The sequence below is a fragment of the Huaxiibacter chinensis genome, from assembly GCF_022171985.1.
GTDB lineage: Bacteria > Pseudomonadota > Gammaproteobacteria > Enterobacterales > Enterobacteriaceae > Enterobacter > Enterobacter chinensis_A.
Window position 1 is genome coordinate 37,107 of record NZ_JAJVHF010000005.1, and the last position, 22,935, is coordinate 60,041.

17 protein-coding genes are annotated in these 22,935 nt (G+C 50.5%); 5 read left to right on the forward strand and 12 right to left on the reverse strand.

The genetic code is table 11. The annotated features are described in order from the left end of the window. Positions 1–83 precede the first annotated feature (83 nt). Positions 84–1,445 carry a prephenate-dependent tRNA uridine(34) hydroxylase TrhP gene (gene trhP / locus LZP96_RS13545; protein WP_064326701.1) on the forward strand — a complete coding sequence of 454 codons (1,362 nt, stop codon included), beginning with the start codon at positions 84–86 and terminating at the stop codon, positions 1,443–1,445. Positions 1,446–1,920: 475 nt separating this feature from the next. Here trhP and LZP96_RS13550 read toward each other — a convergent pair whose 3' ends face one another. After that, positions 1,921–2,958 (reverse strand): pPIWI-associating nuclease domain-containing protein, encoded by a 1,038-nt coding sequence (locus LZP96_RS13550; protein ID WP_082904940.1) that lies wholly within the window; start codon positions 2,956–2,958, stop codon positions 1,921–1,923. Positions 2,959–3,287: 329 nt separating this feature from the next. Next, the gene (locus LZP96_RS13555; RefSeq protein ID WP_064326702.1) at positions 3,288–5,555 is read right to left on the reverse strand and encodes an nSTAND3 domain-containing NTPase; all 2,268 of its coding nucleotides are present in this window, start codon (positions 5,553–5,555) and stop codon (positions 3,288–3,290) included. A 451-nt stretch (positions 5,556–6,006) separates the two neighbouring features. Between LZP96_RS13555 and LZP96_RS13560 the strand changes: the two genes are divergently transcribed. Continuing rightward, positions 6,007–6,933: a hypothetical protein gene (locus tag LZP96_RS13560; protein WP_064326703.1), complete on the forward strand. Its 927-nt coding sequence runs from the start codon at positions 6,007–6,009 to the stop codon at positions 6,931–6,933. Between the two features lie 185 nt (positions 6,934–7,118). Further along, entirely contained in the window at positions 7,119–8,015 is an 897-nt protein-coding gene (locus LZP96_RS13565; protein WP_059308645.1) for a LysR family transcriptional regulator, read from the forward strand. 16 nt (positions 8,016–8,031) lie between these two features. Here LZP96_RS13565 and LZP96_RS13570 read toward each other — a convergent pair whose 3' ends face one another. The 5 genes from LZP96_RS13570 to LZP96_RS13590 form a co-directional block, all read right to left on the reverse strand. Next, positions 8,032–9,228, reverse strand: coding sequence for an MFS transporter (locus LZP96_RS13570; protein WP_064326704.1), 1,197 nt, complete (start codon positions 9,226–9,228; stop codon positions 8,032–8,034). 138 nt (positions 9,229–9,366) lie between these two features. Beyond that, the gene (locus tag LZP96_RS13575; RefSeq protein ID WP_046884346.1) at positions 9,367–10,332 is read right to left on the reverse strand and encodes an NAD-dependent epimerase/dehydratase family protein; all 966 of its coding nucleotides are present in this window, start codon (positions 10,330–10,332) and stop codon (positions 9,367–9,369) included. A gap of 416 nt (positions 10,333–10,748) precedes the next feature. Then, positions 10,749–12,311: a carbohydrate porin gene (locus LZP96_RS13580; RefSeq protein ID WP_059308648.1), complete on the reverse strand. Its 1,563-nt coding sequence runs from the start codon at positions 12,309–12,311 to the stop codon at positions 10,749–10,751. Between the two features lie 20 nt (positions 12,312–12,331). Then, entirely contained in the window at positions 12,332–13,708 is a 1,377-nt protein-coding gene (locus LZP96_RS13585) for an MFS transporter (RefSeq protein ID WP_258926063.1), read from the reverse strand. A 26-nt stretch (positions 13,709–13,734) separates the two neighbouring features. Next, complete coding sequence (locus LZP96_RS13590) at positions 13,735–15,303, reverse strand: alpha-L-rhamnosidase-related protein (RefSeq protein ID WP_258926064.1); 1,569 nt, start codon at positions 15,301–15,303, stop codon at positions 13,735–13,737. Between the two features lie 191 nt (positions 15,304–15,494). On the opposite strand from LZP96_RS13590, the gene LZP96_RS13595 reads away from it, so the two are divergent. Continuing rightward, on the forward strand, positions 15,495–16,310 hold the full coding sequence (locus tag LZP96_RS13595; protein WP_064326707.1) for a helix-turn-helix domain-containing protein: 816 nt from the start codon (positions 15,495–15,497) through the stop codon (positions 16,308–16,310). A 474-nt stretch (positions 16,311–16,784) separates the two neighbouring features. Beyond that, positions 16,785–17,684: a lipid kinase YegS gene (yegS, locus tag LZP96_RS13600; protein WP_064326708.1), complete on the forward strand. Its 900-nt coding sequence runs from the start codon at positions 16,785–16,787 to the stop codon at positions 17,682–17,684. Between the two features lie 48 nt (positions 17,685–17,732). Here yegS and LZP96_RS13605 read toward each other — a convergent pair whose 3' ends face one another. The 5 genes from LZP96_RS13605 to LZP96_RS13625 are packed head-to-tail and all read right to left on the reverse strand — an operon-like array spanning position 17,733 to position 22,900. Then, positions 17,733–18,506, reverse strand: a complete 774-nt coding sequence (locus LZP96_RS13605) for an ABC transporter ATP-binding protein (protein WP_064326709.1) — start codon at positions 18,504–18,506, stop codon at positions 17,733–17,735. 9 nt (positions 18,507–18,515) lie between these two features. Beyond that, positions 18,516–19,376 (reverse strand): ABC transporter ATP-binding protein, encoded by an 861-nt coding sequence (locus LZP96_RS13610; protein WP_064328165.1) that lies wholly within the window; start codon positions 19,374–19,376, stop codon positions 18,516–18,518. Beyond that, positions 19,348–20,253, reverse strand: coding sequence for an ABC transporter permease (locus LZP96_RS13615; RefSeq protein WP_064326710.1), 906 nt, complete (start codon positions 20,251–20,253; stop codon positions 19,348–19,350). The genes LZP96_RS13610 and LZP96_RS13615 overlap by 29 nt, the downstream gene beginning before the upstream one ends. Beyond that, positions 20,250–21,287, reverse strand: a complete 1,038-nt coding sequence (locus LZP96_RS13620) for an ABC transporter permease (protein ID WP_064326711.1) — start codon at positions 21,285–21,287, stop codon at positions 20,250–20,252. Before LZP96_RS13620 ends, LZP96_RS13615 begins: the two co-directional genes overlap by 4 nt. Further along, a complete protein-coding gene (locus tag LZP96_RS13625; protein ID WP_064326712.1) occupies positions 21,284–22,900 on the reverse strand; it encodes an ABC transporter substrate-binding protein in 1,617 nt (538 codons plus the stop codon). The genes LZP96_RS13620 and LZP96_RS13625 overlap by 4 nt, the downstream gene beginning before the upstream one ends. Positions 22,901–22,935 lie beyond the last annotated feature (35 nt).

The following is a 22,935-nucleotide window of genomic DNA, read 5'->3' on the forward strand; positions in this document are numbered from 1 at the left end:
CCCGCCCTTAAAGTAGGGGATCTCCCCTTACCCGCTGCACCCGGTGCAAGCGGATCTGACCTGTCATCAGAACGAGAACACACATGTTTAAACCTGAACTCCTTTCCCCGGCGGGAACGCTGCAGAATATGCGTTACGCTTTCGCCTATGGCGCCGATGCGGTATATGCGGGCCAACCGCGTTACTCGCTGCGCGTGCGTAACAACGAATTCAACCACGAAAACCTCCAGCTTGGCATTAACGAAGCCCACGCGCAGGGGAAAAAGTTCTACGTGGTGGTGAATATCGCGCCGCATAACGCCAAGCTGAAAACGTTTATTCGCGATTTGAAGCCGGTGGTGGAGATGCGTCCGGATGCGCTGATCATGTCAGACCCGGGGTTGATCATGCTGGTTCGGGAGAATTTCCCCGAGATGGATATTCACCTGTCCGTTCAGGCGAACGCCGTGAACTGGGCGACGGTAAAATTCTGGAAGCAGATGGGCCTGACCCGCGTGATTCTGTCGCGTGAGCTCTCGCTTGAAGAGATCGAAGAGATCCGCACCCAGGTACCCGAAATGGAAATTGAGATTTTTGTTCACGGTGCGCTGTGCATGGCCTACTCCGGCCGCTGTCTGCTGTCTGGCTACATCAACAAACGCGACCCTAATCAGGGCACCTGCACTAACGCCTGCCGCTGGGAATATAACGTCCAGGAAGGCAAAGAAGATGATATCGGCAATATCGTTCATAAATACGAGCCGATTCCGGTGCAAAACGTCGAGCCGACGCTGGGCGTGGGCGCACCGACCGACAGCGTGTTTATGATTGAAGAGGCCAAACGCCCGGGTGAGTACATGACCGCCTTTGAAGACGAGCATGGCACCTACATTATGAACTCAAAAGACCTGCGCGCCATTGCGCACGTCGAGCGTCTGACCCAGATGGGCGTGCATTCCCTGAAGATTGAAGGCCGCACCAAATCCTATTACTACTGCGCACGCACCGCGCAGGTCTACCGTAAAGCGATCGACGACGCCGCCGCGGGCAAACCGTTCGACACCAGCCTGCTGGAAACCCTGGAAGGCCTGGCGCATCGCGGCTATACCGAAGGGTTCCTGCGTCGCCATACGCACGACGATTACCAGAACTACGAGCACGGCTATTCCGTCTCAGAACGTCAGCAGTTTGTTGGTGATTTCACCGGAGAGCGTAAAGGCGCACTGGCCGCCGTAGCGGTGAAAAACAAATTCACGCAGGGCGACAGCCTGGAGCTGATGACCCCGCAGGGTAATATGAACTTCCGCCTGGAGCATCTGGAAAACGGCAAAGGTGAAGCCATCACCGTCGCACCGGGTGACGGGCACGTCGTCTGGTTACCGGTACCGGAAGAGGTGGAGCTGGAATTTGCGCTGCTGATGCGCAATTTCGAAGGGGAAAGCACCCGAAATCCGCACAATAAATAGTCAAGCGGGGTTATTTTTTACCAGCGGAAGATTCTTAGAATCGGATCACATACCGTTTCGTTCGATAAGGGTATTATCCTCAGCGCTGAAAAACATAACCCATAAATGCTAGCTGTACCAGGAACCACCTCCTTAGCCTGCGTAATCTCCCTTACGCAGGCTTATTTTTTTGCTTTAAGCATTTGAAATAAATTGCTTTTTTTCTTTCATTTTCACACGTCGACCACATCACTACGAAAAAACTGATTTGAAGTGACCTCCTTTAGTCAGTAACTGCATGCTTCTGGCAGTCTGCTTTGAGCGAAAAGCGGACTTTGCTAATACTATTCTGTACGAATCAACAGGGATCAGGTCACTAGCATGCAGAACTGTTGTCGAAACATATTCAGAAGATAAAAGTAACTGTCCGGAAGCTCTAAGTATTCACATGCCAATCATCGATAGAAATGTGAAAGTTCATCACAAAGCCTTGTGCTTAAAAAGGTAAGTCGTCGTCAGAACCATATTCAATAGTACAAGATTCGTATATAGCTTTGCTGTTTGTGTCAGACGATGTAAGTAATTTACTTACACCAGGGAAAAGTTTTTCTTTCTCACGAGTAGAAATATTGATGTAATCTATTCTGCTCAGGAATTCTGCACTGTTTATCAGAGACTGATATGCCTGATCTTCTTTACTTTCAGCATACCATTCAGATGTATCAACCATAATATTAACATTCAATGGGTTAACTGAATTGAAATCCTGTGCACTTACAGAAACGGCGAACCAGAAGGGGTAATGGTCACCAGATGCATAAAAATCCTCACCTTTTCCATATTGCCGAGTTATATAAATCGTTCCTTTAATTAAAAAATAAATGAACTCATTTGTCATGGTTATTAAGCGAATGTCTGTGACTTCACTATCATCTACAAGAGTGGATGAAGAAAGAATATCAATTTCACCAGGGATGTTATCTCTTGTTACTTCACGGATTTCAGCACTAATCGATTCCAGTACCTCTTCAGACATCACATTTTCGAGATCATCAAATATATCATATGCCTTCGAGGTGAGTTCGATGAGTTGTTTCACTTCATCAAAAACAGCTTTAGATTCATTGTTAAAGTACTTTTCTGTAATATGAGTGTATTTATTAAAAACACTATACTCTTTATTATATCTTTTTGTTTTTTCGTTTATTTTTTCTAACGTTTCAACTGAAATCAAAATATCTGGAATGTGTTTTTGAGCGCAGTACTTCAGTTGCTGTTTTCGTGTAACTTTTCTATCTGGGGATTCTTGAATGTACCAAGGAGCAGAAATGACATCCTGTTCTGGTGCTTTCCGGTTAAGAATATTGGTTACCAATTCTCGCATAGCAAATGCGAAATTATTAAATCGAAGAGGGTTTCCGTGTGAACAATAGTTCCGAAGGCTGGCGTCAAATAACTGATGTTCAAAAGGTGTTTCAAGATGAGTACGAAAATCCCTGATGAAATCCATTTCCATCATTTTTTTAAGTTTCATACTGTTTACCCTTGTTAATATTGGTGTTTTATATAAAGGATATCATAATTTCTTCTTCCTTAATATCGAAGAAAAAAATCATGGATGCCGCTTGAGTTTTAGTTGGGCGTGGTATGCACCTACTGCACGTATCAAAAAGACTTATAGCATTTCCGCTCCTAGCACGAAGCGGGACCTGCTAACTAAGTAGAAGGCCTGCCGTGAGCGAGAACCGGACTACTGACAACCAGTCTGCAGGTGCAATTGACCATGACTAAAACCAAGACGAGTTAATGCATCTAATCTATGAGGAACTAGTCATGAATTATTGACGATAAATCAATAAGGTATTAATCGGCATCAATATCATCAAAGATGCTTCGTACACTGTGCTTTTCATCAGTTGGCCCTAATACACCTAATTCACGAGGACTAATATCAGGTTCAGGAAAATCTGCTTCCACGATCCACTGGTCCACAACTTCTAGTTCATGTTCAATTATGTCAATTACTGTTGGGTCATCATTGAATTGCTCCTTTAGTACGTCAAACATTTCAATTATGTCCTGCATATATTCTTCTGGAGATTCAGATTGAATATAATTAAATTGCATGTTTTCTCTGACTTTTGATAATGTTGGTATTAGCTCAGTACGTACCGAATTTATAAGCTCTCTATACTCTCCTTCGGTAAAGACGCAACGAATCCGCCTATCGCTCAATGCATAAATATCTTCTCCGTCAATGGCATAACGACTCACTATTTCAACGAAACGCTTTCGATTCTTCTCGGGTAGAAGATTGTGATTATACAATGTTACAACAAGACTAACCTCAGGAGCCACACTTAAACGTAAGCCTGGTTCACATATGCGCGATAATATTTCAGGTGTAACTTCAATGTATTGTTCAAGAAATTCTTTTGAACAGCGATAGGCTAAAAATAGATAAAGAGATCTTTTCGCTCCCCATATAGACATCCACCGTACCTTATATCTATCGCTGGTAGAGAATTCAGATAAACGTGCAGCTATCATAGGGAAAAGTGATTTGGGTACAATAATTGCTTTTTCTAAGCCAACATTCCCACATGTAATTTGCTGCATCATATTTTCTATTGAGCTACCGCTTAAGAAAATACCAAGTAAGTCAGGGCTAGAAATTAAAGTCATTGCATAGGCATCACCAATAGTTGGGTGCTTAAAACGCCAGGCAAATATGTCATCAACATTCACTAACGTCACAAGGCTACCGTTAAGAGCATTTAGTGCTGAAATACACTCCCCTAATGTACAACCAAGCCTGTCTAATGCCAGAACTTCATTTCCCTGAAGTGTAATAGGACTTTCAAGATGATCCTTTCTCATATAGATCATGCCAAGTGCCGCTTTACTATTCGCATCCAATCCAGTAATTACCTCAAGTAGAAATTGCTCACGCTTATCTACAAATTGCTCAAGGTGATATTTACTTATATAGATATCTTTAGTGAAAAATGGATCTGCAATACGGCGTGCTGTCTCGGGAATAAAACGTGAATGAGCAGCTATATCTTCTAGATACGACTTAATTCTGGAACGAAACGCCATAGGCTGGTGCCCAAGTTTTAAATGGTTATAAAGGATCTGTTGCTTTTCAAGATCAGACAATTCGTGGACATCAATCACCACTTGGCTTTCGCTAAGCAGAGGAAAAGCACTCTCCTTCAGGTCATTGCGGGCACGATTGTAAATGTAGTCTCGGGATGTCATGACGATTTTTACGCCACGTTGCAGCATCGCCTTAATCTGAACAAGCGAATGATTCCAGCCGTAAACTAATGATGATTCGTACTGTGTTACTCCAAATGCATCATCAACCCAAAAAAATTGTGAAGATTCATCGGGGTTCCACCGTTCAGCGACTTGCTCCGGATCGGCCAGTTTAACTACTGATGATCCCCATTTATCGGCAGCAGCCATTGCCAGCATTGAAGCAATTGTCGTTTTTCCTGCAGCAGGCTCACCAATTAGTAAAACAAAACCATGCTCATCTAAAGCCTTTACCGCTTTGCGGTAGGCACTAGTTATTACAACTTTTGCCAAGTCTTCACGTAATGAGTCAAGTACAGCTCTTGCTTGTGCATAGGCCCGTTCATCTAAGATTTGGCTTAGGTCACCAAGACCATATAAGCGAGGTACAAGCATCCGAAGCTTCGTTTTTTCTTTAATTTGGTCCTCTATCCAAGTAGAGCCGAGTATCAATACATCTTTAACTCCTGCATCCTTGATCAACAAACTAATCGTATTTGCTTGTTTCCCTGAAATTCCAGCATTGGTCATCAGTATATAGACATCACAAACCCCATCATTAACCAGTTTTCTAATCTTAGGTATTTCGCCTTTTACGTCAGATGGGGTAAGACAATAATCTGCCCTGTTTGTAAACTTGCACTGAATTACAAATCTTCCACTCAGGTTCTGTCCATTGACCGGGCTCCAATTACCAGAAAAAGCGCCATCTTGTCCTGCGTCATTTGAATCTAAGAATGACTGTACTGTCTGCCCCAGAACTTCTCGAGCTATAGTAAGACAAAGTTGCTGAAAGCTGTTCCATCCAAGTTTATGCAAATTGTACATTTTTCATACCATTCTTTGAGGGTACAGGGATGCTTGGTACGATCTTCTGCTTTGTATTCTGGCATGATTCCATACTACTCAACTTAAACTCAGGATGGAACACCAGATAAAATTTCTGGTTTTAGATAGTCTTTCCTATCCAGATTTTAATCTAGATTATCAATTAGTCAGTTGTTAATTAAGGCTATCCCAGTAAAAGAGCCTTACTTGCTTGCCATTGATGTCCCAATGGTGTTCGCAATGTCTGCTCTTGGCACGCAGCGGACGTGGGCGAGGTACTGAGGGCTGCTTTGTGCGAGAATCGTACGTTGGTACTTTTACAGCCACGAGAGTATTTTTATAAACAGTCTCCATTTATACGTGCTCTCGACTATCTGCGCTCCACTTTGGCGCGCAGGGCCTGCAATAAAAATTACATAAGATACCTAAGACGTGAAGCTAAAGGACAGACATGACAGCATATTCAAACGCTGATGCGGCAAGAGACTTACGCTCGGCCTTAGACAAGGCACCCGTTGGCGCTGTGAACGGAGAATGGTTCTTTATAACCGAACAGGCTGGCGTCTCCTCACTAACTGGAGGCTACATGTATGCAGATAGGAGTCATATTGCAGAGGGTAACCACGCCCTTCAAACGGTCCGGGAGGTTGTCGAGAAACTTGAAGCATCACATTTACAACCTTTTAATAAGGTCATCGTTCGCTGGACAAAATCTAAAATACCGTTAATACGCGGGCGCGTTACGGTTGATACACTGTTTGATAAGACAATAGTGCCGCGCGGTCCTCAAGACCCAATTTATGAGGCCGCCTCAATAGCAAGACGAGCCTTTTGGGAAAGATATGGTTGCGTCTCAGATAACTTTATAGCTGAACGAGATGACGCAAATCTACACAACCAGACGAACTGGTTCGGCCCTCATCGTCGAGTGCTCAATATTAAGAGCAAAACCACAATTACGCTGGCCACTGATGGCCTCTCGACGCCCTGGGCCGGCATTGCCGATCCGGAAAATGGTGTAGGCTGTGAACTTTTCATGGAATTAGACGCTTTTACTACCATCAGCCGCCCGACGGATGACTGGGCTTCTCTCTTGATTAATCTGGGCGATCTCGTTGCAGATGGGTATCAGGTTGCTGACGATGTTGAAAAATATGGCGCAATCCTGTTTTGTTCGCTTACAGACGAATATCACCCATTCACCCGAATCATTCTCAGCCTTGATGACCGCAGGATTGATCATTTACCTTTTGGCTCCGTTTCCCTGATCCGTGTCACGCCTATAGCAGAGGCAGAGATTGAGCACCTGGACCAATCTGATGAATGGGCATCACGCGCAGCAAAACATGCGCTCGCGAAACGGCAGAGACAAACATAGAAATTAGAAATTACGACGACATTATCCTCTCTCCTTACGAAGCAGAGTGAATTCAGTCAGCTTCTCAAAATAATGCAGTTTAAGTGCCGTTATGAGCGAACAACGGACTTTCAAAGAGGATGACTGTAAAATCATTCAGGAAAAAGCTTAAGCCGAAAGGTTTGTTCATTACACGGAAAACGTTCATGCGCGAAGATTTTAATGATTATCTTGCGTTCCTTGCTGTCGCGCAGGAACGGAGTTTTACCAGAGCTGCTGCACGGCTGAATATTTCTCAATCAACGCTGTCTCACATTATCAGACGTCTTGAGGAAAGGCTCGGTATGCGGCTACTGATGCGTACAACGCGCAAAGTGGCACCCACCGATATCGGTGAAAAACTTATGGCCGCGCTTGAACCGCGCCTCAACGCCATAGAAACAGATATCTCTGACCTGCTTCGTTTTCGCGACACACCTGCGGGAACGGTAAGGCTCACGGTTTCAGACCACATGCTGCATGAGTACATCTGGCCGGCTCTGGCCCCGGTCCTAAAACATTATCCTGATATTCAGGTCGAATTGTCCCAGCAAAACGGCTTTATCGATATTGTTGAGGGGCGCTTTGATGCGGGAGTCCGGCTAGGGGATGATGTGGTCAAGGATATGATAGCTGTCAGGATTGGGGCTGACTGGCGGCCTGCCGTAATTGGATCTCCGGACTACCTTGCCAGAGCCGGTAAACCTTCACACCCTTCAGAACTGGCTGGTCATAACTGCATCAATATCAGACATTCCGGGGCCGGGCAGCTGTACGCATGGGAGTTTGAGAAAGGGGATGAGAAACTGAACATGAAAGTTCAGGGTCAGCTGATATACAGCAGCGTTTATCCGATGCTCACGTCCGTTGAGGCTGGGTATGGACTGGCATATGTTCCGGATAATCTGGCTGAACCCGGGATAAAGCAGGGGAAGTGGGAGAGAGTGCTTGAGGACTGGAGCCCTGTTTTCAAGGGCTATCATCTTTATTATCCCAGCCGGCGACAGATGTCGCCGGCACTGAAAGTTATTATTGATGCCTTACGCATCCCTTCGGCGGGTTAAGCGGCCTGTCTGGCATTTATTTTCCTGCCAGTGAGCGACGCCCGGGCAGGACGGCAATAATGGCAGAGGCTACCAGCAGGGCGGTGGCGAGCATGAAGGTGCTGACCCAGCCCTGGTGATCAAATAATTCGCCGCCAGTGAATGCGCCCATTGTAATGGCGAACTGGATCAGGGCGACCATCAGGGCACCGCCAGCCTCCAGTTCATCCGGAATAATCCGGGTCATCCAGGTATTCCATACGACAGGAATGGGAGTCACAAGTATGCCCCAAACCAGAAGCAATGCTCCTGTGGCAGTGGGTATGTGTCCCAGACCTGTGAGCAAACCTGCGACGATCGCCAGGCCCGCCGGTAAACCGGTGAGGGCTGGCAGCAGATTATCCCTGACAAAAAAACCTGAAATCAGCGTTCCCGTCAGCCCTGCAACGCCTACGCCCAACAGGAACAGGGAAATCATGTTGATGCCCAGTCCAGTGACGCTTTCGAGGAAAGGACGCAGGTAAGTGGACAGCGAGAACTGTCCCATGAAGGCAAGCGTCACGGCAATCATGCCCAGGGCGAATGTCCGGCTGCGCAACAGGGATACTATCTGTTTTATACTGGTATCACGCTGCGGCGGCAGTTTCGGTATGACGACCATCTGCCATATCAGGCAGATCACACCCGCAGGTACCACGGTAAAGAATGCACCCCGCCAGCCGATGAAGCTGCCCAGAAAGCTTCCCAGCGGTGGTGCCACCACGAACGCCAGTGCGGTCCCGCCCTGCAGAATGGCGATAGCTTTAGGGACACTCACGGGACGTACAATCCGTACCAGAATGGCCGTAGAAAGTGACCAGAATCCCCCAATGGAAATACCAATCAGTGCACGCCCGAACATAAACATGCCGTAGCCGTGAGCAGACGTGACGATGACACCGGACATCACCATTACAAGAGTATAGAAAATCACTGCTGTACGCCGGTCGAAGCGGGCAAGCAATGTGTTACCAAACAGGCTTGTAATCACCGCAAACAGCCCGGAAAAGGCAATGGCCTGACCTGCCTGCCCTTCCGTGACCGACAGATCATTTGCAATCGGGGTCAGCAGACTGACCGGCATAAATTCTGATGAAACGAGGACGAAGCACAGCAGAGCCATGCTGATGACTGCACTCCAGGCAGACGTCATTTCGGGCGCACTGAAGCCGCCCGCATTAAGCGGTTTATTCATAGATAATTTCTAAAGATGATGGTGAACAGTTACCACAGGCTCACAGCCTGCAGTCAGATAAAAAAGCAGGGTGACGGCGGAGCAGCGATTTCAATCTGCCCCGCCTGAACAAAGGTTAAAAACGTATCTGCGTCGTGATCAGCGTGAAGGTGACTCTACCTGCCCCTGGGCGATCAGTGCCTGAACGGACTCATGGATCGCTTCCAGGCTGCTGTAACGGGGCTGGTAACCCAGCCTGACGCGGGCTTTCTCAATGGAATGTGAAGAACTTCGCACCACATGCCCTCTGGAGTTTTCAGCAAATTCAGGTTCAAGCCCGGCAAGCCACTCGTCAAAAGGCTGGAACTTCAGGGACGGTTCCCTACCAAACCAGCGGAAAACGGCTTCAGCGTAACCCCTGAGCGTGATGGCCTGGCCGGATACCGCATTGAAAATTTCACCTACTGAAGCAGAACGGTTTTCAATGGCCTTAATGATAAGCTGTGCGACATCAACAGCATGAACATGATGTACCGTTTCACTTCCGAGATTAGGCAGTGCCAGCGTTTCACCACGGGCAATACGCGAATACACTTCAGGATTAGAATTCCCCTGAGGCGTGGTCGGTACCCATCCTTCACCGACAATATGTCCCGGACGGAAACAAGTAGCCGGGAAGCCAGACAGCCGCGCTTCACGCATCAGCCAGGCTTCGCTTTCCGCTTTACCCTGTCCGTAAGCATCAATCGGGCTGACAGGATCTGTTTCCAGAGAGGGGACTGACACATAACGACCGTAAACCCAGATTGAACTGCAGAAAAGATAATGCTCAATCCTGCCGCGAAGCGCTTCAACAATTTGCTGCGTACTGCCGAGATCAAATGCAATCATGTCGATGACAATATCGGCCTGAAGCTCAGCAATACGTTGACCAAAGGTTCCTTTCTTTTCTTCTTCCAGCCGGTCAATAACAACGTTTTCGATGAGAGACCATGCGTAATGAGGGCGATAAGGCTTTGCTGCGCCCCGGCTGACGTTTACCACCTGGTGACCCAGTTCAACCAGCATTGGCACGAGATAAGAGCCCACGTGGCCACTGCCACCAATGACAACGATACGAGACATAGCTTTCTCCTTAATGTATTTCCGCAACGGCTTCTGAAGATATCCCCTGCCGGGAATGGCTCAGTCAGAAAGACATAGCCTGAATGCTTGTATTAACAAGAAAGGTATTGTAGTGCGCACTGCCATGTTTGACTTTAGCCCAATTCAGAATGCTTTTATGTCAAAAAACTAATAATCACGAGAAATTGATTTATAGCAGCATGAATCAGACACCGGAATACGGGAGTCATTTGAGAACGAACGACACGACCTGCAGTAACTGAGTAAGAGCAAGTCTGCAGTCAGCCAGTGGCGGACTTTCCCAACGCCTGAGTCAGACGTGGCCGGAAAGATGGCCACGTCTGAAACACCCAGAATGTATCGACGGGAACAGTCGCGATTTTATGTTTAATCACGATCCACTGCAGTCAGCTCACTCAGAACCAGATTTCAGCCTGAACACCGAAATTCCAGGTACCACCTGCAGTAAAGCCTTCACTGCCAAAATCATCATTCAGGGCATAGCGATCAAGCTCTTTATCCCAGTCCATGTAAGTGGCAAAAAAGCGAATTTCTGGGCGGGCCTTGATATCGAAAACATTGCCGACCTTAAATGTCGGGGCGAAGGTGAGTTTATAGAATCCACCCTTAACTGGCTGATAGGTCTGCACCCCCTGATCAGAACTGTAAGTGCGTCCGTTAGGATCGAGATCCATATATTGCCAGGACGCTTCATACAGTAGCGCAAAATGCGCTGTCAGTGCCTGCGATGCGCGGAAATTGAAACTTGCCCAGTCATAGCGGTCACCCTCCCGGTAACGGTCTTCACTGTGCTGAGCAATCACCGATGGCGCCAGCTCCCAGTTATTCCAGACGGGGAGTATGCCATAGGATGCGAGACGTACAGATTTGGCATTTTCGGTCAGATCTCCATCGCTGCCGGGTTGTCTCGCTTCAGCACCAAGCCCGCCACCATACTGGAGAGCCGTTTCAGACATGCCTTTAGCCAGCCCGTAAAACTGCTGTTTATCGTGATAGGCCAGCATGGCGTAGTAACCATTTTTAGCTGTGTTATCCGAGCGGTAAGCATAACTTCCGGTTGTCGAGGTATTATCCTTAAGATCATCATTCCCCTGCGCAGTCATACCGGTAAGCATGAGCTGCCAGTTGTTATAGGAATGATTCGCCGTAAACATGACGTTCTGAATGTCGTTTTCTTCATAGCGATCGCTACCCAAATCGCCAAAGTTTCGGCCATAAACGGAATAAGCTCCCTGCAGGGTGTCTCCCCATTTGACGTCATAAACCCCGCCTCCGGTCCCCCCAAGGAACATGATGTCGCTGTCCGTAAAGTGAATGTCAAAATTATCCCTGTCGAAGCGTTTTCCTGCCCAGATATAAGCATCGTTAAACGGTCCGGAGAACTCACTGAAGCCTCCCATTTCCACATAGAGCTGTCGTACGTTGATATGGTGACTGTTATTGTCCTGCACCCACGGATCGGGGTTTTTAGCGCCATCCGCAATCATTGTTTTAAAATGTGCCCATGAACCGTCACTGAAGGTCATGCGCTTTCCAAGACTCAGTTCAAGGTAATTATCTTTTTCATTACCCAGTCGTCCAGTATGCGCATCATCATTCAGGGAGCTGGCCGGAGAAACACCCGGCCCGCCTCTGCCGCCTTTTCCATGGCTATTAATCAGAAGACCAGTACGGGCATAAGCACTGAATTCCATACCATCAGTCCCTTTATTAATTTCCTGCTTTTTACTGACGGCCTCAACCTGTTTACTGGTGACTTCATTTTGTTTCGATAAGTCAGCCAGTTTTTTTTCTGCATTTGCTGCACGGCTTTCGGCTTCCGCCGTTTTTTTCTCAGAGATATTAAGTCGTTGCTCAAGTTGCTGCAGTCGCTGCTCTACCGTCAGCTGTACGGCATTAACCATTCGGGGTGAAAAAAGGGCGCAGCAAATCGCTGCGTAAATTACAGAGATACGCATGAAAGTGTCCTTATAATTATTTAAATAACGGCTGCTTTTTTATTTTCGTTATCTGATGGTGAATGCTGAGCAGCATCCAGATCCGCCCGGATATCTGCGTAGGTATCATCGAGCCTGTAAAATCTACCCATCCAGACCATCGATGCGATAATCAATATTGCTGGTATATAGGGATAACAGGCTTTAATCGCAAACAAAGCGTCCGCAGATTGCGTTGCATTGGCAACATACCCGCCGGATGAAAGCAACAGGCCTGTTATTGCGCCAGCAATGGCCATAGCGACTTTTCCCAGGAAACCATTAATGGACGTTAAAATACCTGCCGTGTTAATACCTGTTTTCCATACGCCATAATCCACAGGATCTGCCTGCATGGAGAAATAGATGGCAAGTCGCTGGCCAGCTCCCAGGGACAGAATAACGGCACCGACAATAAGTCCCATATGATTAACGCCTGAGGCAATCATGATTGCCATACCAATAAGGTTTATAAAACTGGCAAAAAGATAAACGTGCCGTTTCTTCATTCTGGCTGCCAGCACCGGAACGGTCAGTGTTCCAAGCAGCGGCACAAATGTTGTTATCCCCGCAATAATCGCTGTCAGTTCGGTGCTGCCGACATAGTAATTAAAGAAGTAAACCAGCGCCCCGGTCTGAAAGAAAAATGCCCCCCACATCAGGAAGATATTCATCGCAAATATTTTCCACGGGGTATTTTCCTTCAGGCCCAGCCAGGCACGACTAAGCGTCATACGCTCCTGGGTTATCGTGATTTTTTCTTCAACGTTCTTAAAACTGACCAGCAGGAAAAAGGTGGCGATCACACCAAAAATAATCGCGGTATAGAGGAAGCCCCGCTCCTGATCGCCCCGACCGAACGAAGCAACCAGTGGTAGCGTGGCCACTGCCACAATGGTCGAACCCAGTGAGCCTAATAAAATGCGCACTGATGACAGCGTCGTTCTTTCCTGCGAATCAGCCGTGATAAATGGCAGCATTGCACAGAACGGGATATTCACAAGGGTATAAAGAAAAGAGAGACAGAGATAAGTGATAAACGCATAAATCAGCTTTCCGGTAGTGCCGAAGTCAGGGACATAGAAGGCCAGAACGCACATGACACCGAACGGAACGGCACCGACCAGTAACCAGGGGCGGCAACGTCCCCAGCGGGTACTGGTATTATCAATAACCAGTCCCATCAGGACATCAGCAACACCATCCACCAGTCTTGTTACAAGGAACATAATGCCAACGTAGTAAGCCGGCAACCCCATGACATCGGTATAGAAAAACATCAAATACAATGAAATTAACTGCCAGACCAGGTTACAGGATAAGTCAGCGATGCCATATCCAACCCGCTGGCGCCATACATTCAGTGAAGTATCAGCCATTTTATTGTCTCTTCAATCACGAGTATTTAAAGTCCGTACTGGCGAATAAACCAGGACGGGGTGCAACTCCAGGCATGGCAGTAACTGTTAATAAGCTTGCTGCCATACGGAGAGAAGTCGGGATGTTCGGGATCGAAGAGTTCCCAGAACGTGTCTGCGCCGTATTCGACCATTTTCCCCCAGTATTTTTTAATTTCCTCGATCGCCCGTTCGCGCATACCCGTTTTTAATAACGCGGCGATAAAGTGATGTCTCATGTATGGCGTATTCATACCAATTTCCGGGGATGAATGAAGGAGGTTTTCCATCACTGTCCGCTGGTGAGCACCGTCGCCGATATCGGCCAGTACCATCCAGATCTGCGTTGCGTAGCTGATTTGTCGTTCGGCACCACTGACATACAGCCCTCTGGCTGGGTCCCATAATCGCCGGGCACCTGCCATCAGCCGGCTTAACGTGGCGGATAAACGCTCACATAACTCCGGCTGGCAAATCTGTGCAAGCTGTATTGCTTTATGCAGACAGTAGATCAGCACCCCCTGTGACGGGCCCTGTTTATTCAGTTTTTCGTGCCAGTCAATAAATGACCACCAGTCGCTGCTGTCTGTTACAAGGCCGTCAGTGTCACAGCGATCCAGAGCAAGCTCAATTTGTCGTAACGCGATCGGCCAGAGTTCTTTTGCGGTGGCCACATCTTGAGTTTCAAGCACGTAGTCATTCAGGATATCGACATAGAAGAGTGAATAGTCGAACAGGAAAGTGTCATCAGCGATCACATGAGGTCTGGTAAATATATTGGCGGACACCATGCCATCCTCACGCCGGTGGCCTGAAAAGAGATAAAGACAGCGACGTACGAGATCATGGTTCTTAAAGGTGACGTTGTTAACCAGCGCCTGCAGTCTCAGATCGCCCAGCCACAGCCTGCGATCCCGTTTAGGTCCATCCTCAAAAACTTCCTGCATACAGTTACGCAGTGTCAGGACTGATATCTCATCAATGCGCCTCAACTGCGCATCGCGGGTATCACATGCCGGGTGTGTTTCCGGAGCAGAACTGACGGTTTCAAAAGTCACATCCGTTAAACGAAGCTGATATTTGGGGGATAAAGAGACAACAGTGATTTTCAGATACCGGAAACAGTAACGCCGTGAAAGCTGGATCGTGGAAGGAATAACATCAATGTATTCGTCGTGCTGCTGCAGCCAGCTGCTGCTTAGCCAGCCCTCATATTCGCTGAATGGCTCGGCAATCTCGCACAGTGTTTCACCAAAGGTGAACCGGAGGTGTGCAGGTGCATCAGGCGGGCTGCCTGTGTAATCACAGGCGAACGTCAGCCAGCCCACCCCGTGCGTCCCGAAATCGAGAATAAGGCTGTCTCCGGTGCTGAAGCTCTTTTGCAGATAAGCGTCCGCGGTGTCTATAGGCTCCATACTCCAGCCATGCACTGCCTGCGGATCTTCGCACAGGCGAATGGCATTAAGCGGACAGGTTTTTCTTCTGCGTATGACCGGTGTCAGCTCAGCGGCCTTATTCAGGAAGACGGGTTCCCTCATCATGGTCATATGACTGTTCGACTGTATGGCTTGCGACATATACTTCCCCTCTGGAATTTCCTGAAGGATATTCGTCCCGGGTATGTGGCAACCACCCTGCGGCTGCCAAGTCAGCAGAGAAAGTGGCAGTGGATGTGAGATTACAGGTGGAAGGTTCACATTTTGTAAAACCTCCGTTTCTGTACTGGCACAATTCCTCTATTGTTGCCCTCAGTAATCAGGAGGTATGTATGAACAATCTGACGATCACAATGTATTTCAATGCCGACACCGATAAGCTTGCGTTGTATAAAAGCGATCCGGAAGATAATGGCTGTGAACATACTCATGAATTTGACGAGTTAGTGATTGTTGAACAGGGGCATGGGCTGCATGTTATTAATGGCAGGCCTCTGTTTGTACAGCAGGGGGATGTTTTTTATGTGCGAAGAACAGACCATCATTTTTACGACGAGCTGGGAACGCTGAAACTGATTAACATTCTGGTTAATCCGAATGTTGATTTTAATTACCTGAGCCGGATGGAAGGTCTGCTTGAGCGGATATCGGCAGGTAACCTGAGTTCATATGTCTGGTTACCCCCGGGGATCCGAATGGAATGCAATTCACTGGTCGATCAGATCTTTAATTCGGTACAGCCAGTTGAGCAACGGGAATATCTTTTTTTCAGACTGGTTATGGTCATTACCGAAGCCCAGTACAGGGCGCAGAAAAACAATACACGTTATAAATTACATAAACTTCTCAACCATCTGCAGGAGAATTGTTTTGAACAATATGACTGGGATCTGCTGGCGTTAAATTTCCATTTAACGCCCCGGACCATGTTCAGGCATATTAAAGAAGCCACCGGAATGACACCCGAGAATTACATAAAGAGGCTGAGACTCCTGTCTGCCCGATCAAGGCTGCGTGAAACAGAGATGACCGTGACCGAAATTGCTTTTATGTGTGGTTTTACTAACAGCAATTATTTCACCACTTTATACAAAAAAACATTTGGCGTGACGCCGTCTGATGACCGGCGTAGTCATATCGCCATTTAACATTGTACCGTTTAACCGTGGCACAGATCTGGAGAAAATACAGGTTCGGACAGTACGCCAGCCTCTAAGTTTTAAGCCGTAGGCAACCGGAAATTCCGGTGCCTGCCCTACCGCGGTTTAAGGGGGCAGTTCGGTTTTTTTGCAAAGTCGGATCTGATGACCTGCCCCTTTTAAACTAACGTACCATGGGCTAGCAACGTCCGCTTCTGGCACCTTGCGGACGGTCATTGAATTTGCTCAGGTAATTAAAAGAGTCAAAACGACTCGCATTGGCGGGTTTTGCTCGTTTGCTACCTCCGGTCAATCTGTTGCTGTCCTGATTGGGTCGGAACAGGGCCAGCAATTGTTTTAATGTTCCAGGTACGTAAACGCCCCCTTACGCAGGCTTATTTTTTTGCCTTTCGGCCTGTTCTTACCCGTTTTTTGCTTCGCTGAGATACACTCTTGAGAGCGCAGAAAAAGGGAGCACCGTGGATGGCAATCTATCCAGACAGTTTATTGATCCTTAACGGCAAAAGTGCAGGCAACGAACCGTTGCGTCAGGCTATTGCTGATTTACGTGATGAAGGCGTCGTTATTCACGTTCGTGTCACCTGGGAAAAGGGCGACGCGGCGCGCTATATCGATGAAGCCTGCCAGCTGGGAGTAAAAACCGTGATCTCGGGCGGCGGCGACGGCACCATCAATGAAATTGCAACGGCGCTGACCAGACTGAACGCGGCTCATCGCCTGGCTCTGGGCATTTTACCTTTAGGGACGGCCAACGATTTCGCCACCAGTGTCGGGATACCGGAAAGCCTGGATAAGGCCCTCCAGCTGGCGATTGTGGGTAAGCCGACGGCGGTGGATATTGCTCAGGTCAATGACCAGACCTGTTTTATCAATATGGCAACCGGTGGATTTGGCACACGCATCACCAGCGAAACGCCGGAAAAACTCAAAGCCGCGCTGGGCGGCGTGTCGTATCTCATTCATGGTCTGATGCGCATGGATACCCTTAAGCCGGACCGCTGCGAAATTACCGGCGACAACTTTCACTGGCAGGGCGACGCGCTGGTCATTGGCATTGGTAACGGGCGTCAGGCCGGTGGCGGTCAACAGCTCTGCCCCGACGCGCTGATCAATGACGGACTCCTGCAGCTGCGTATTTTTACCGGCGACGAACTGCTACCGGCGCTGTTTACCACTCTCACCAATCCTGAAGAGAGCCCGAATATTATCGACGGCCAGTCCGCCTGGTTTGAGGTTGAGGCTCCCCATGGCATGACCTTCAACCTGGACGGGGAACCTTTAAGCGGCGATCGTTTCCGCATTGCGGTCATGCCCGGCGCGTTGCAGTGCCGCTTGCCGCCGGATTGCGCGCTTTTACGCTGACGCCAGCGCCGGGGGACGTTCAAACCTGCCCGGCCTGGCTCCTGATAATTAATAAACCGAGACCTGTCGCGCCATTTCACGGCTGTACTGCTGACTGGCTGTCATTAACATCCGCGTATAATCCGTTTTTGCCCGCCCGGCGACCATCTCATCGACGGTCAGGGTTTCGAGGATTTTGCCGTACTGCATCACCGCCACCCTCTGACACAGATGCGCGATGACCCCTAAGTCGTGCGTCACCATCAGGTAGGTCAGATTCGATTCGCGCTGCAACTCAGCCAGCAGGTTCAGGATCTCCGCCTGCACCGAGACATCCAGGGCGGAAGTCGGCTCATCCAGCAATAACACCTGCGGCTCCAGAATCAATGCCCGCGCGATGGCCACACGCTGGCGCTGCCCGCCGGAAAGCTGGTGCGGATAGCGATCGCGAAAGGCCCGATTCAGCCCAACTTTATCGAGCAAACCATGAATGCGACGGTCCCGGTCCGTGATACCGTGGATCTGCAGCGGCTCCTCCAGAATATCGCCAATGGTGTGGCGCGGATGCAGTGAACCGTAAGGGTCCTGGAACACCATCTGAACGCGTCGGCAACGCGCCTGGCTGATGCGCTTCTCCAGCGCTTTGCCGTCGATCGCCAGCTCGCCATCCCAGTGCGTGAACAGCCCGGCCAGACATTTGAGCACCGTGGTTTTGCCGGAACCGGACTCCCCGACCAGCCCATAAATTTCGCCTTCCCGGACGGTAATATTCACGTCGTCCAGCACCTGATTGCGCTTCTCGCCTTCGCCAAAGGCGAGGTTAAGATGTTTAATCTCGATCATCTCTGCTCCTTACTCGGTGAGCCAACTGGCCTGACGTTGCAGGACGGGCAGCACCGGGCGACGATGGTTAAGCTCCGGCAGCGCGTTAATTAACCCCTGCGTATACGGGTGCTTTGCGTTATGCAGATCGCAGGCGGCGATGGATTCCACCACCCGACCGGCATACATCACCAGCACCCGATCGCAAAAGCTGCGCACCAGGTTGATATCGTGGCTGATAAAAATCAGCCCCAGCCCGCGTGACGCCACCAGATCGTCCAGCAATCCCAGCACCTGAAGGCGCACCGACACATCCAGCGCCGAGGTGGGTTCATCGGCAATAACCAGTTCAGGATCGGTAATCAGCATCATGGCAATCATAATGCGCTGCCCCTGCCCGCCGGAGATTTCATGCGGATAGAGGTGATACACCCGCTCCGGCTGGCGAATGCGCACCACGTCGAGCATCTCCAGCACTTTTGCCTTAGCCTCGGCTTTGCGCCCGGGATGATGGGTTAACCAGGCTTCGGCGATCTGGTCACCCACGCAAACGACCGGATTAAGCGAATACTTCGGGTCCTGCATGATCATGGAGATCCGCTTGCCACGAATGCCGCGCATTTGCGCCTCGCTGACCGTGCGCAAATCCACCTCGCCAAACTGCATGCGGGTGGCGCTGATACGGGCCTTGGCCGGATGCAGACGCAGTAGCGCCCGCCCTACCGTGGATTTACCCGAGCCCGATTCACCTACAATTGCCAGCTTTTCGCGACCTAACTGGAATGAGACGCCGCGCACGGCCTGCGTCACGGCGCTGCCGTTGGTAAAGTCGACGTGGAGATCGCGCACGTCGAGCAGCGCGTTATTCGCTGCGAGGATCGAGGATGTCACGTAAGCCATCTCCTAAAAAGTTGAATGCCAGACTGTTAATCAGAATCGCCAGACCGGGGATCGTCACCACCCACCAGCACTCCATCATGTAGGTACGTCCGCTGGAGATCATCGCCCCCCACTCCGGTTCCGGCGGCTGCGCGCCCAGGCCCAGGAAGCCCAGACCTGCGGCCGTCAGAATGATCCCGGCCATATTCATGGTGATACGAATAATGACCGAGGGCAGACAGAGCGGCACAATGTGTCGCCATAAAACACGCACCGGCGATGCCCCCTGTAACCGTACCGCCGAGATAAAATCGGCCTGGCGCAGCGAGAGGGTTTCCGCTCGCGCCAGTCGGGCAATGGGTGGCCAGGCGGTCAGCGTGATGGCAATCACCACGTGTTCAAGGCCCGGACCGAGCGCCGCAACAAATGCCAGGGCCAGCACCAGGCTTGGGAATGAGATAAAAATATCGGTGACCCGCATCAGCACCGCATCGACTTTGCCACCAAAATAGCCGGCGGTGACGCCCAACAGCAGCCCCAGCGGCCCGACGGTCACCGAGACCAGCAGCACGATATAGAGCGTGATACGCGAGCCGTAGACCAGCCGGCTAAAAATATCACGACCAAACTCGTCGGTGCCGAACCAGTGCTGCCCGTTCGGTGCCACCAGCGCATTGTTCAGGTCCTGCACCAGCGGGTTATAAGGGGCAATCCACGGGGCAAACGCGGCGACGATGAGCAGCAGCAGTACGATGCCCCCGCCGATCGCGGTTAACGGATTACGCGCCATCTTGCCCACAAAGCCGGTGGCCCGCGTCAGGGTCCGCTTAAGCCGCTGACGGCCTTCACGTTGACGCGCGCCCAGCGGGGTATCCAGAGAAACGGTCATGATTTCGTCCTCGGGTCAAAGAATTGATACAGCATGTCAGAGAGCAGGTTGAGCATGACGAAAATCAGCCCCACCAGCAGTACACAGCCCATTACCGCGTTCATATCCCCCAGCAGCAGGCTACCCGTGAGGTAGGAGCCAAAGCCCGGCCAGGAGAAGACGGTTTCAATCAGCACGGCGCCTTCCAGAAGGGAGCCGTAAGCCAGCGCAACGACGGTCAACAGTTGAACCAGAATGTTACGAAACGCGTGATTCCAGATCACCTGACGCTCCGTTAACCCTTTTACGCGGGCAGTGATGATGAACTCCTGCGACAGCTGCGCCAGCATAAAGCTGCGGGTCATTCGGCTGATGTAGGCGAGCGAGTGAAAACCGAGCAGCGACGCGGGCAGCACCAGATGATTAATAGCGTTCCAGAAGACCGCGCTGTTACCGGCCAGCAACGCGTCAAGGGTCATCAGGCCGGTGCGACGCGGCACCATGCCATCCAGACCGAGATCCAGACGTCCCGCGCCGCCCACCCAACCGAGCCAGGCGTAAAACAGCAGCAGACCCATCATGCCCACCCAGAAAATGGGCGTGGAGTAGCCCGCCAGGCTGATGATGCGCACCACATAATCCGACACGCTGTTGCGCCGTGCCGCCGCCAGCACGCCCAGCGGGATCCCAAGCCCCGCACCGACGATAATCGCCATGGTGGCCAGCTCCAGCGTGGCCGGGAAGACGCGCAGAATATCGTCCGTCACCGGTTTGCCCGTCAGCAAGGCATTACCCAGATCGCCGTGGAGCAGATTGTTAAGGTAAATGCCGAACTGGGTCAGCAGCGACTGGTCAAAGCCCAGCTGGTGATAGACCTGCTGGTAGGTACTGTGATCCGCATCCGGGCCGACAATCGCCAGAACCGGATCCACCGGCATAACGCGCCCGATGAAGAACGTGAGCAGCAGCAGGCCAAACAGCGTGATCAGCACCTGCGTCAGCCGTTTCGAAAAACGGCGGGTGCGGGAGCCAGGAGAGAGGATCGCCACGCTCATTGTTCACCTCCGGTTTTATAGACTTCGCGCAGGAAGGTGGTCGCCGAAGGATGCGACTGGAAGTTTTTCACCTCGTTACGCACCACCACGGAATCGACCATTTGCGACAGCGGGACCATCGCCGGGATCAGCGCGTCATAACGCACCTGAATTTGCTGATAATCGGCAATCTGTTGTTTTGCATCCCGCTCCAGCAACGCTTTATCGATCATCTCATTCAGTGGCTTGTCGTAAAAACTGGTGCGCCACCCCTGGAAATTGGTGAGCCGCGCCGCGTCGCTGTTGTCCGGGTTATAGACCAGCGCACGCAGGCTGGAGTGCGGATGCGGTTCCACCCCGCTGCCGCCGCGCCCGACCAGCATGTCGAATTTGCGCTCGCGCATCGCCCCGTAGATCTGGTTACCGGTGCCGGTGATAATTTTGGCGTTGATCCCCGCCTGCATCAGCGTGGACTGCACGGCGATGGCGATATTCAAAAACGGCTGGTCTGCCAGCACGCGTAAGGTAGTGTCAAACCCCTGCGGGTACCCTGCTTCCGCCAGCAGTTTTTTTGCACGCGGTATGTCGAGCTGATAACCCGGGTCCGGCAGCGTGGACGGCATTCCCGCCTTAATGGGCCGCTGGTGCAGCACGCCGTAGCCCGGCATAAGCGCCTTGTTGATCCCCTGATAGTCAATCAGGTAGCGCACCGCCTCGCGCACTTTCGGATTGGCAAAATGCGCCTCTTTCATGCTCATGGCGACGTAGTAGACCGTCCCTTTTTGCACGGCTTCTACCGTTAAGTGAGGGTCTTTACGCAGGGCGTTGATGTCAGACACCGCCATGTTGCTGGCGATATCCAGATCGCCTTTTTCAATCATCAGTCGCAGGGTTTGCGACTCCTGGAAATGGCGCAGCACGACCCGGTTCATTTTGGGTGCATCACGCCAGTAATGCGGGTTGCGCTGCATCCGCAACACATCTTTTGCTTGCCAGGTTTCCAGCATAAAGGGCCCTGAGCCGGCTTCGTTGGTGGTGAGCCAGCGGTTGCCCCAGTCGTTGTTTACCGCATGCTGCTGCACGGTTTTGCTGTCGAGTACGCCCAGATTGCCGAGTGCGCCCAGGGAATAGATCACCAGTTGCGGATCGTTGGGCTTCGGCAGAACAATTTGCACCGTGTACGCATCGGGCGCGCTGATCTGCTGGTCGATGTTCTTCTTCGAGAAGCCGTAGGATTTCCACACCGAGGCCTGCGCCAGATTAAGGTGCAGCAGGCGGCGCATCGACCAGACGACGTCCTCTGCGGTAAGCGGATTACCGGAATGGAAAGTCACATCATCACGAAGATGAAACGTCAGGGTTTTGCGATCCGGTGCGATCTCCCAGCTTTTCGCCAGCGCAGGTTTCACGTGAGTCAGTTCGTTCGGGTCAAGCTCCACCAGCGAATCATAGAGATTCACCACTATCCCGACGACCTCGTTGCCGGTCATAGCGGCCGGATCGAGGGTCAGCAGGTTGTTCATATTCATGCCGATGATGAGCTGGTCGGGCGGCGTTTTTGCATACGCCGCACCGCTCCCCATCATCAGCGAAAGCGTGAGTAAACACGCCTTCGTGAGGGTGTTTTTGTTCATCTGTGTATACCGTTTGTAGGGTTGAAGTATTGTTA

Bases quoted from the DNA above. Each gene is read 5' to 3' on its own strand.
- trhP (WP_064326701.1), top strand. From the start codon at position 84: ATGTTTAAACCTGAACTCCTTTCCCCGGCGGGAACGCTGCAGAATATG.
- LZP96_RS13550 (WP_082904940.1), bottom strand. From the start codon at position 2,958: ATGAAACTTAAAAAAATGATGGAAATGGATTTCATCAGGGATTTTCGT.
- LZP96_RS13555 (WP_064326702.1), bottom strand. From the start codon at position 5,555: ATGTACAATTTGCATAAACTTGGATGGAACAGCTTTCAGCAACTTTGT.
- LZP96_RS13560 (WP_064326703.1), top strand. From the start codon at position 6,007: ATGACAGCATATTCAAACGCTGATGCGGCAAGAGACTTACGCTCGGCC.
- LZP96_RS13565 (WP_059308645.1), top strand. From the start codon at position 7,119: ATGCGCGAAGATTTTAATGATTATCTTGCGTTCCTTGCTGTCGCGCAG.
- LZP96_RS13570 (WP_064326704.1), bottom strand. From the start codon at position 9,228: ATGAATAAACCGCTTAATGCGGGCGGCTTCAGTGCGCCCGAAATGACG.
- LZP96_RS13575 (WP_046884346.1), bottom strand. From the start codon at position 10,332: ATGTCTCGTATCGTTGTCATTGGTGGCAGTGGCCACGTGGGCTCTTAT.
- LZP96_RS13580 (WP_059308648.1), bottom strand. From the start codon at position 12,311: ATGCGTATCTCTGTAATTTACGCAGCGATTTGCTGCGCCCTTTTTTCA.
- LZP96_RS13585 (WP_258926063.1), bottom strand. From the start codon at position 13,708: ATGGCTGATACTTCACTGAATGTATGGCGCCAGCGGGTTGGATATGGC.
- LZP96_RS13590 (WP_258926064.1), bottom strand. From the start codon at position 15,303: ATGTCGCAAGCCATACAGTCGAACAGTCATATGACCATGATGAGGGAA.
- LZP96_RS13595 (WP_064326707.1), top strand. From the start codon at position 15,495: ATGAACAATCTGACGATCACAATGTATTTCAATGCCGACACCGATAAG.
- yegS (WP_064326708.1), top strand. From the start codon at position 16,785: ATGGCAATCTATCCAGACAGTTTATTGATCCTTAACGGCAAAAGTGCA.
- LZP96_RS13605 (WP_064326709.1), bottom strand. From the start codon at position 18,506: ATGATCGAGATTAAACATCTTAACCTCGCCTTTGGCGAAGGCGAGAAG.
- LZP96_RS13615 (WP_064326710.1), bottom strand. From the start codon at position 20,253: ATGACCGTTTCTCTGGATACCCCGCTGGGCGCGCGTCAACGTGAAGGC.
- LZP96_RS13620 (WP_064326711.1), bottom strand. From the start codon at position 21,287: ATGAGCGTGGCGATCCTCTCTCCTGGCTCCCGCACCCGCCGTTTTTCG.
- LZP96_RS13625 (WP_064326712.1), bottom strand. From the start codon at position 22,900: ATGAACAAAAACACCCTCACGAAGGCGTGTTTACTCACGCTTTCGCTG.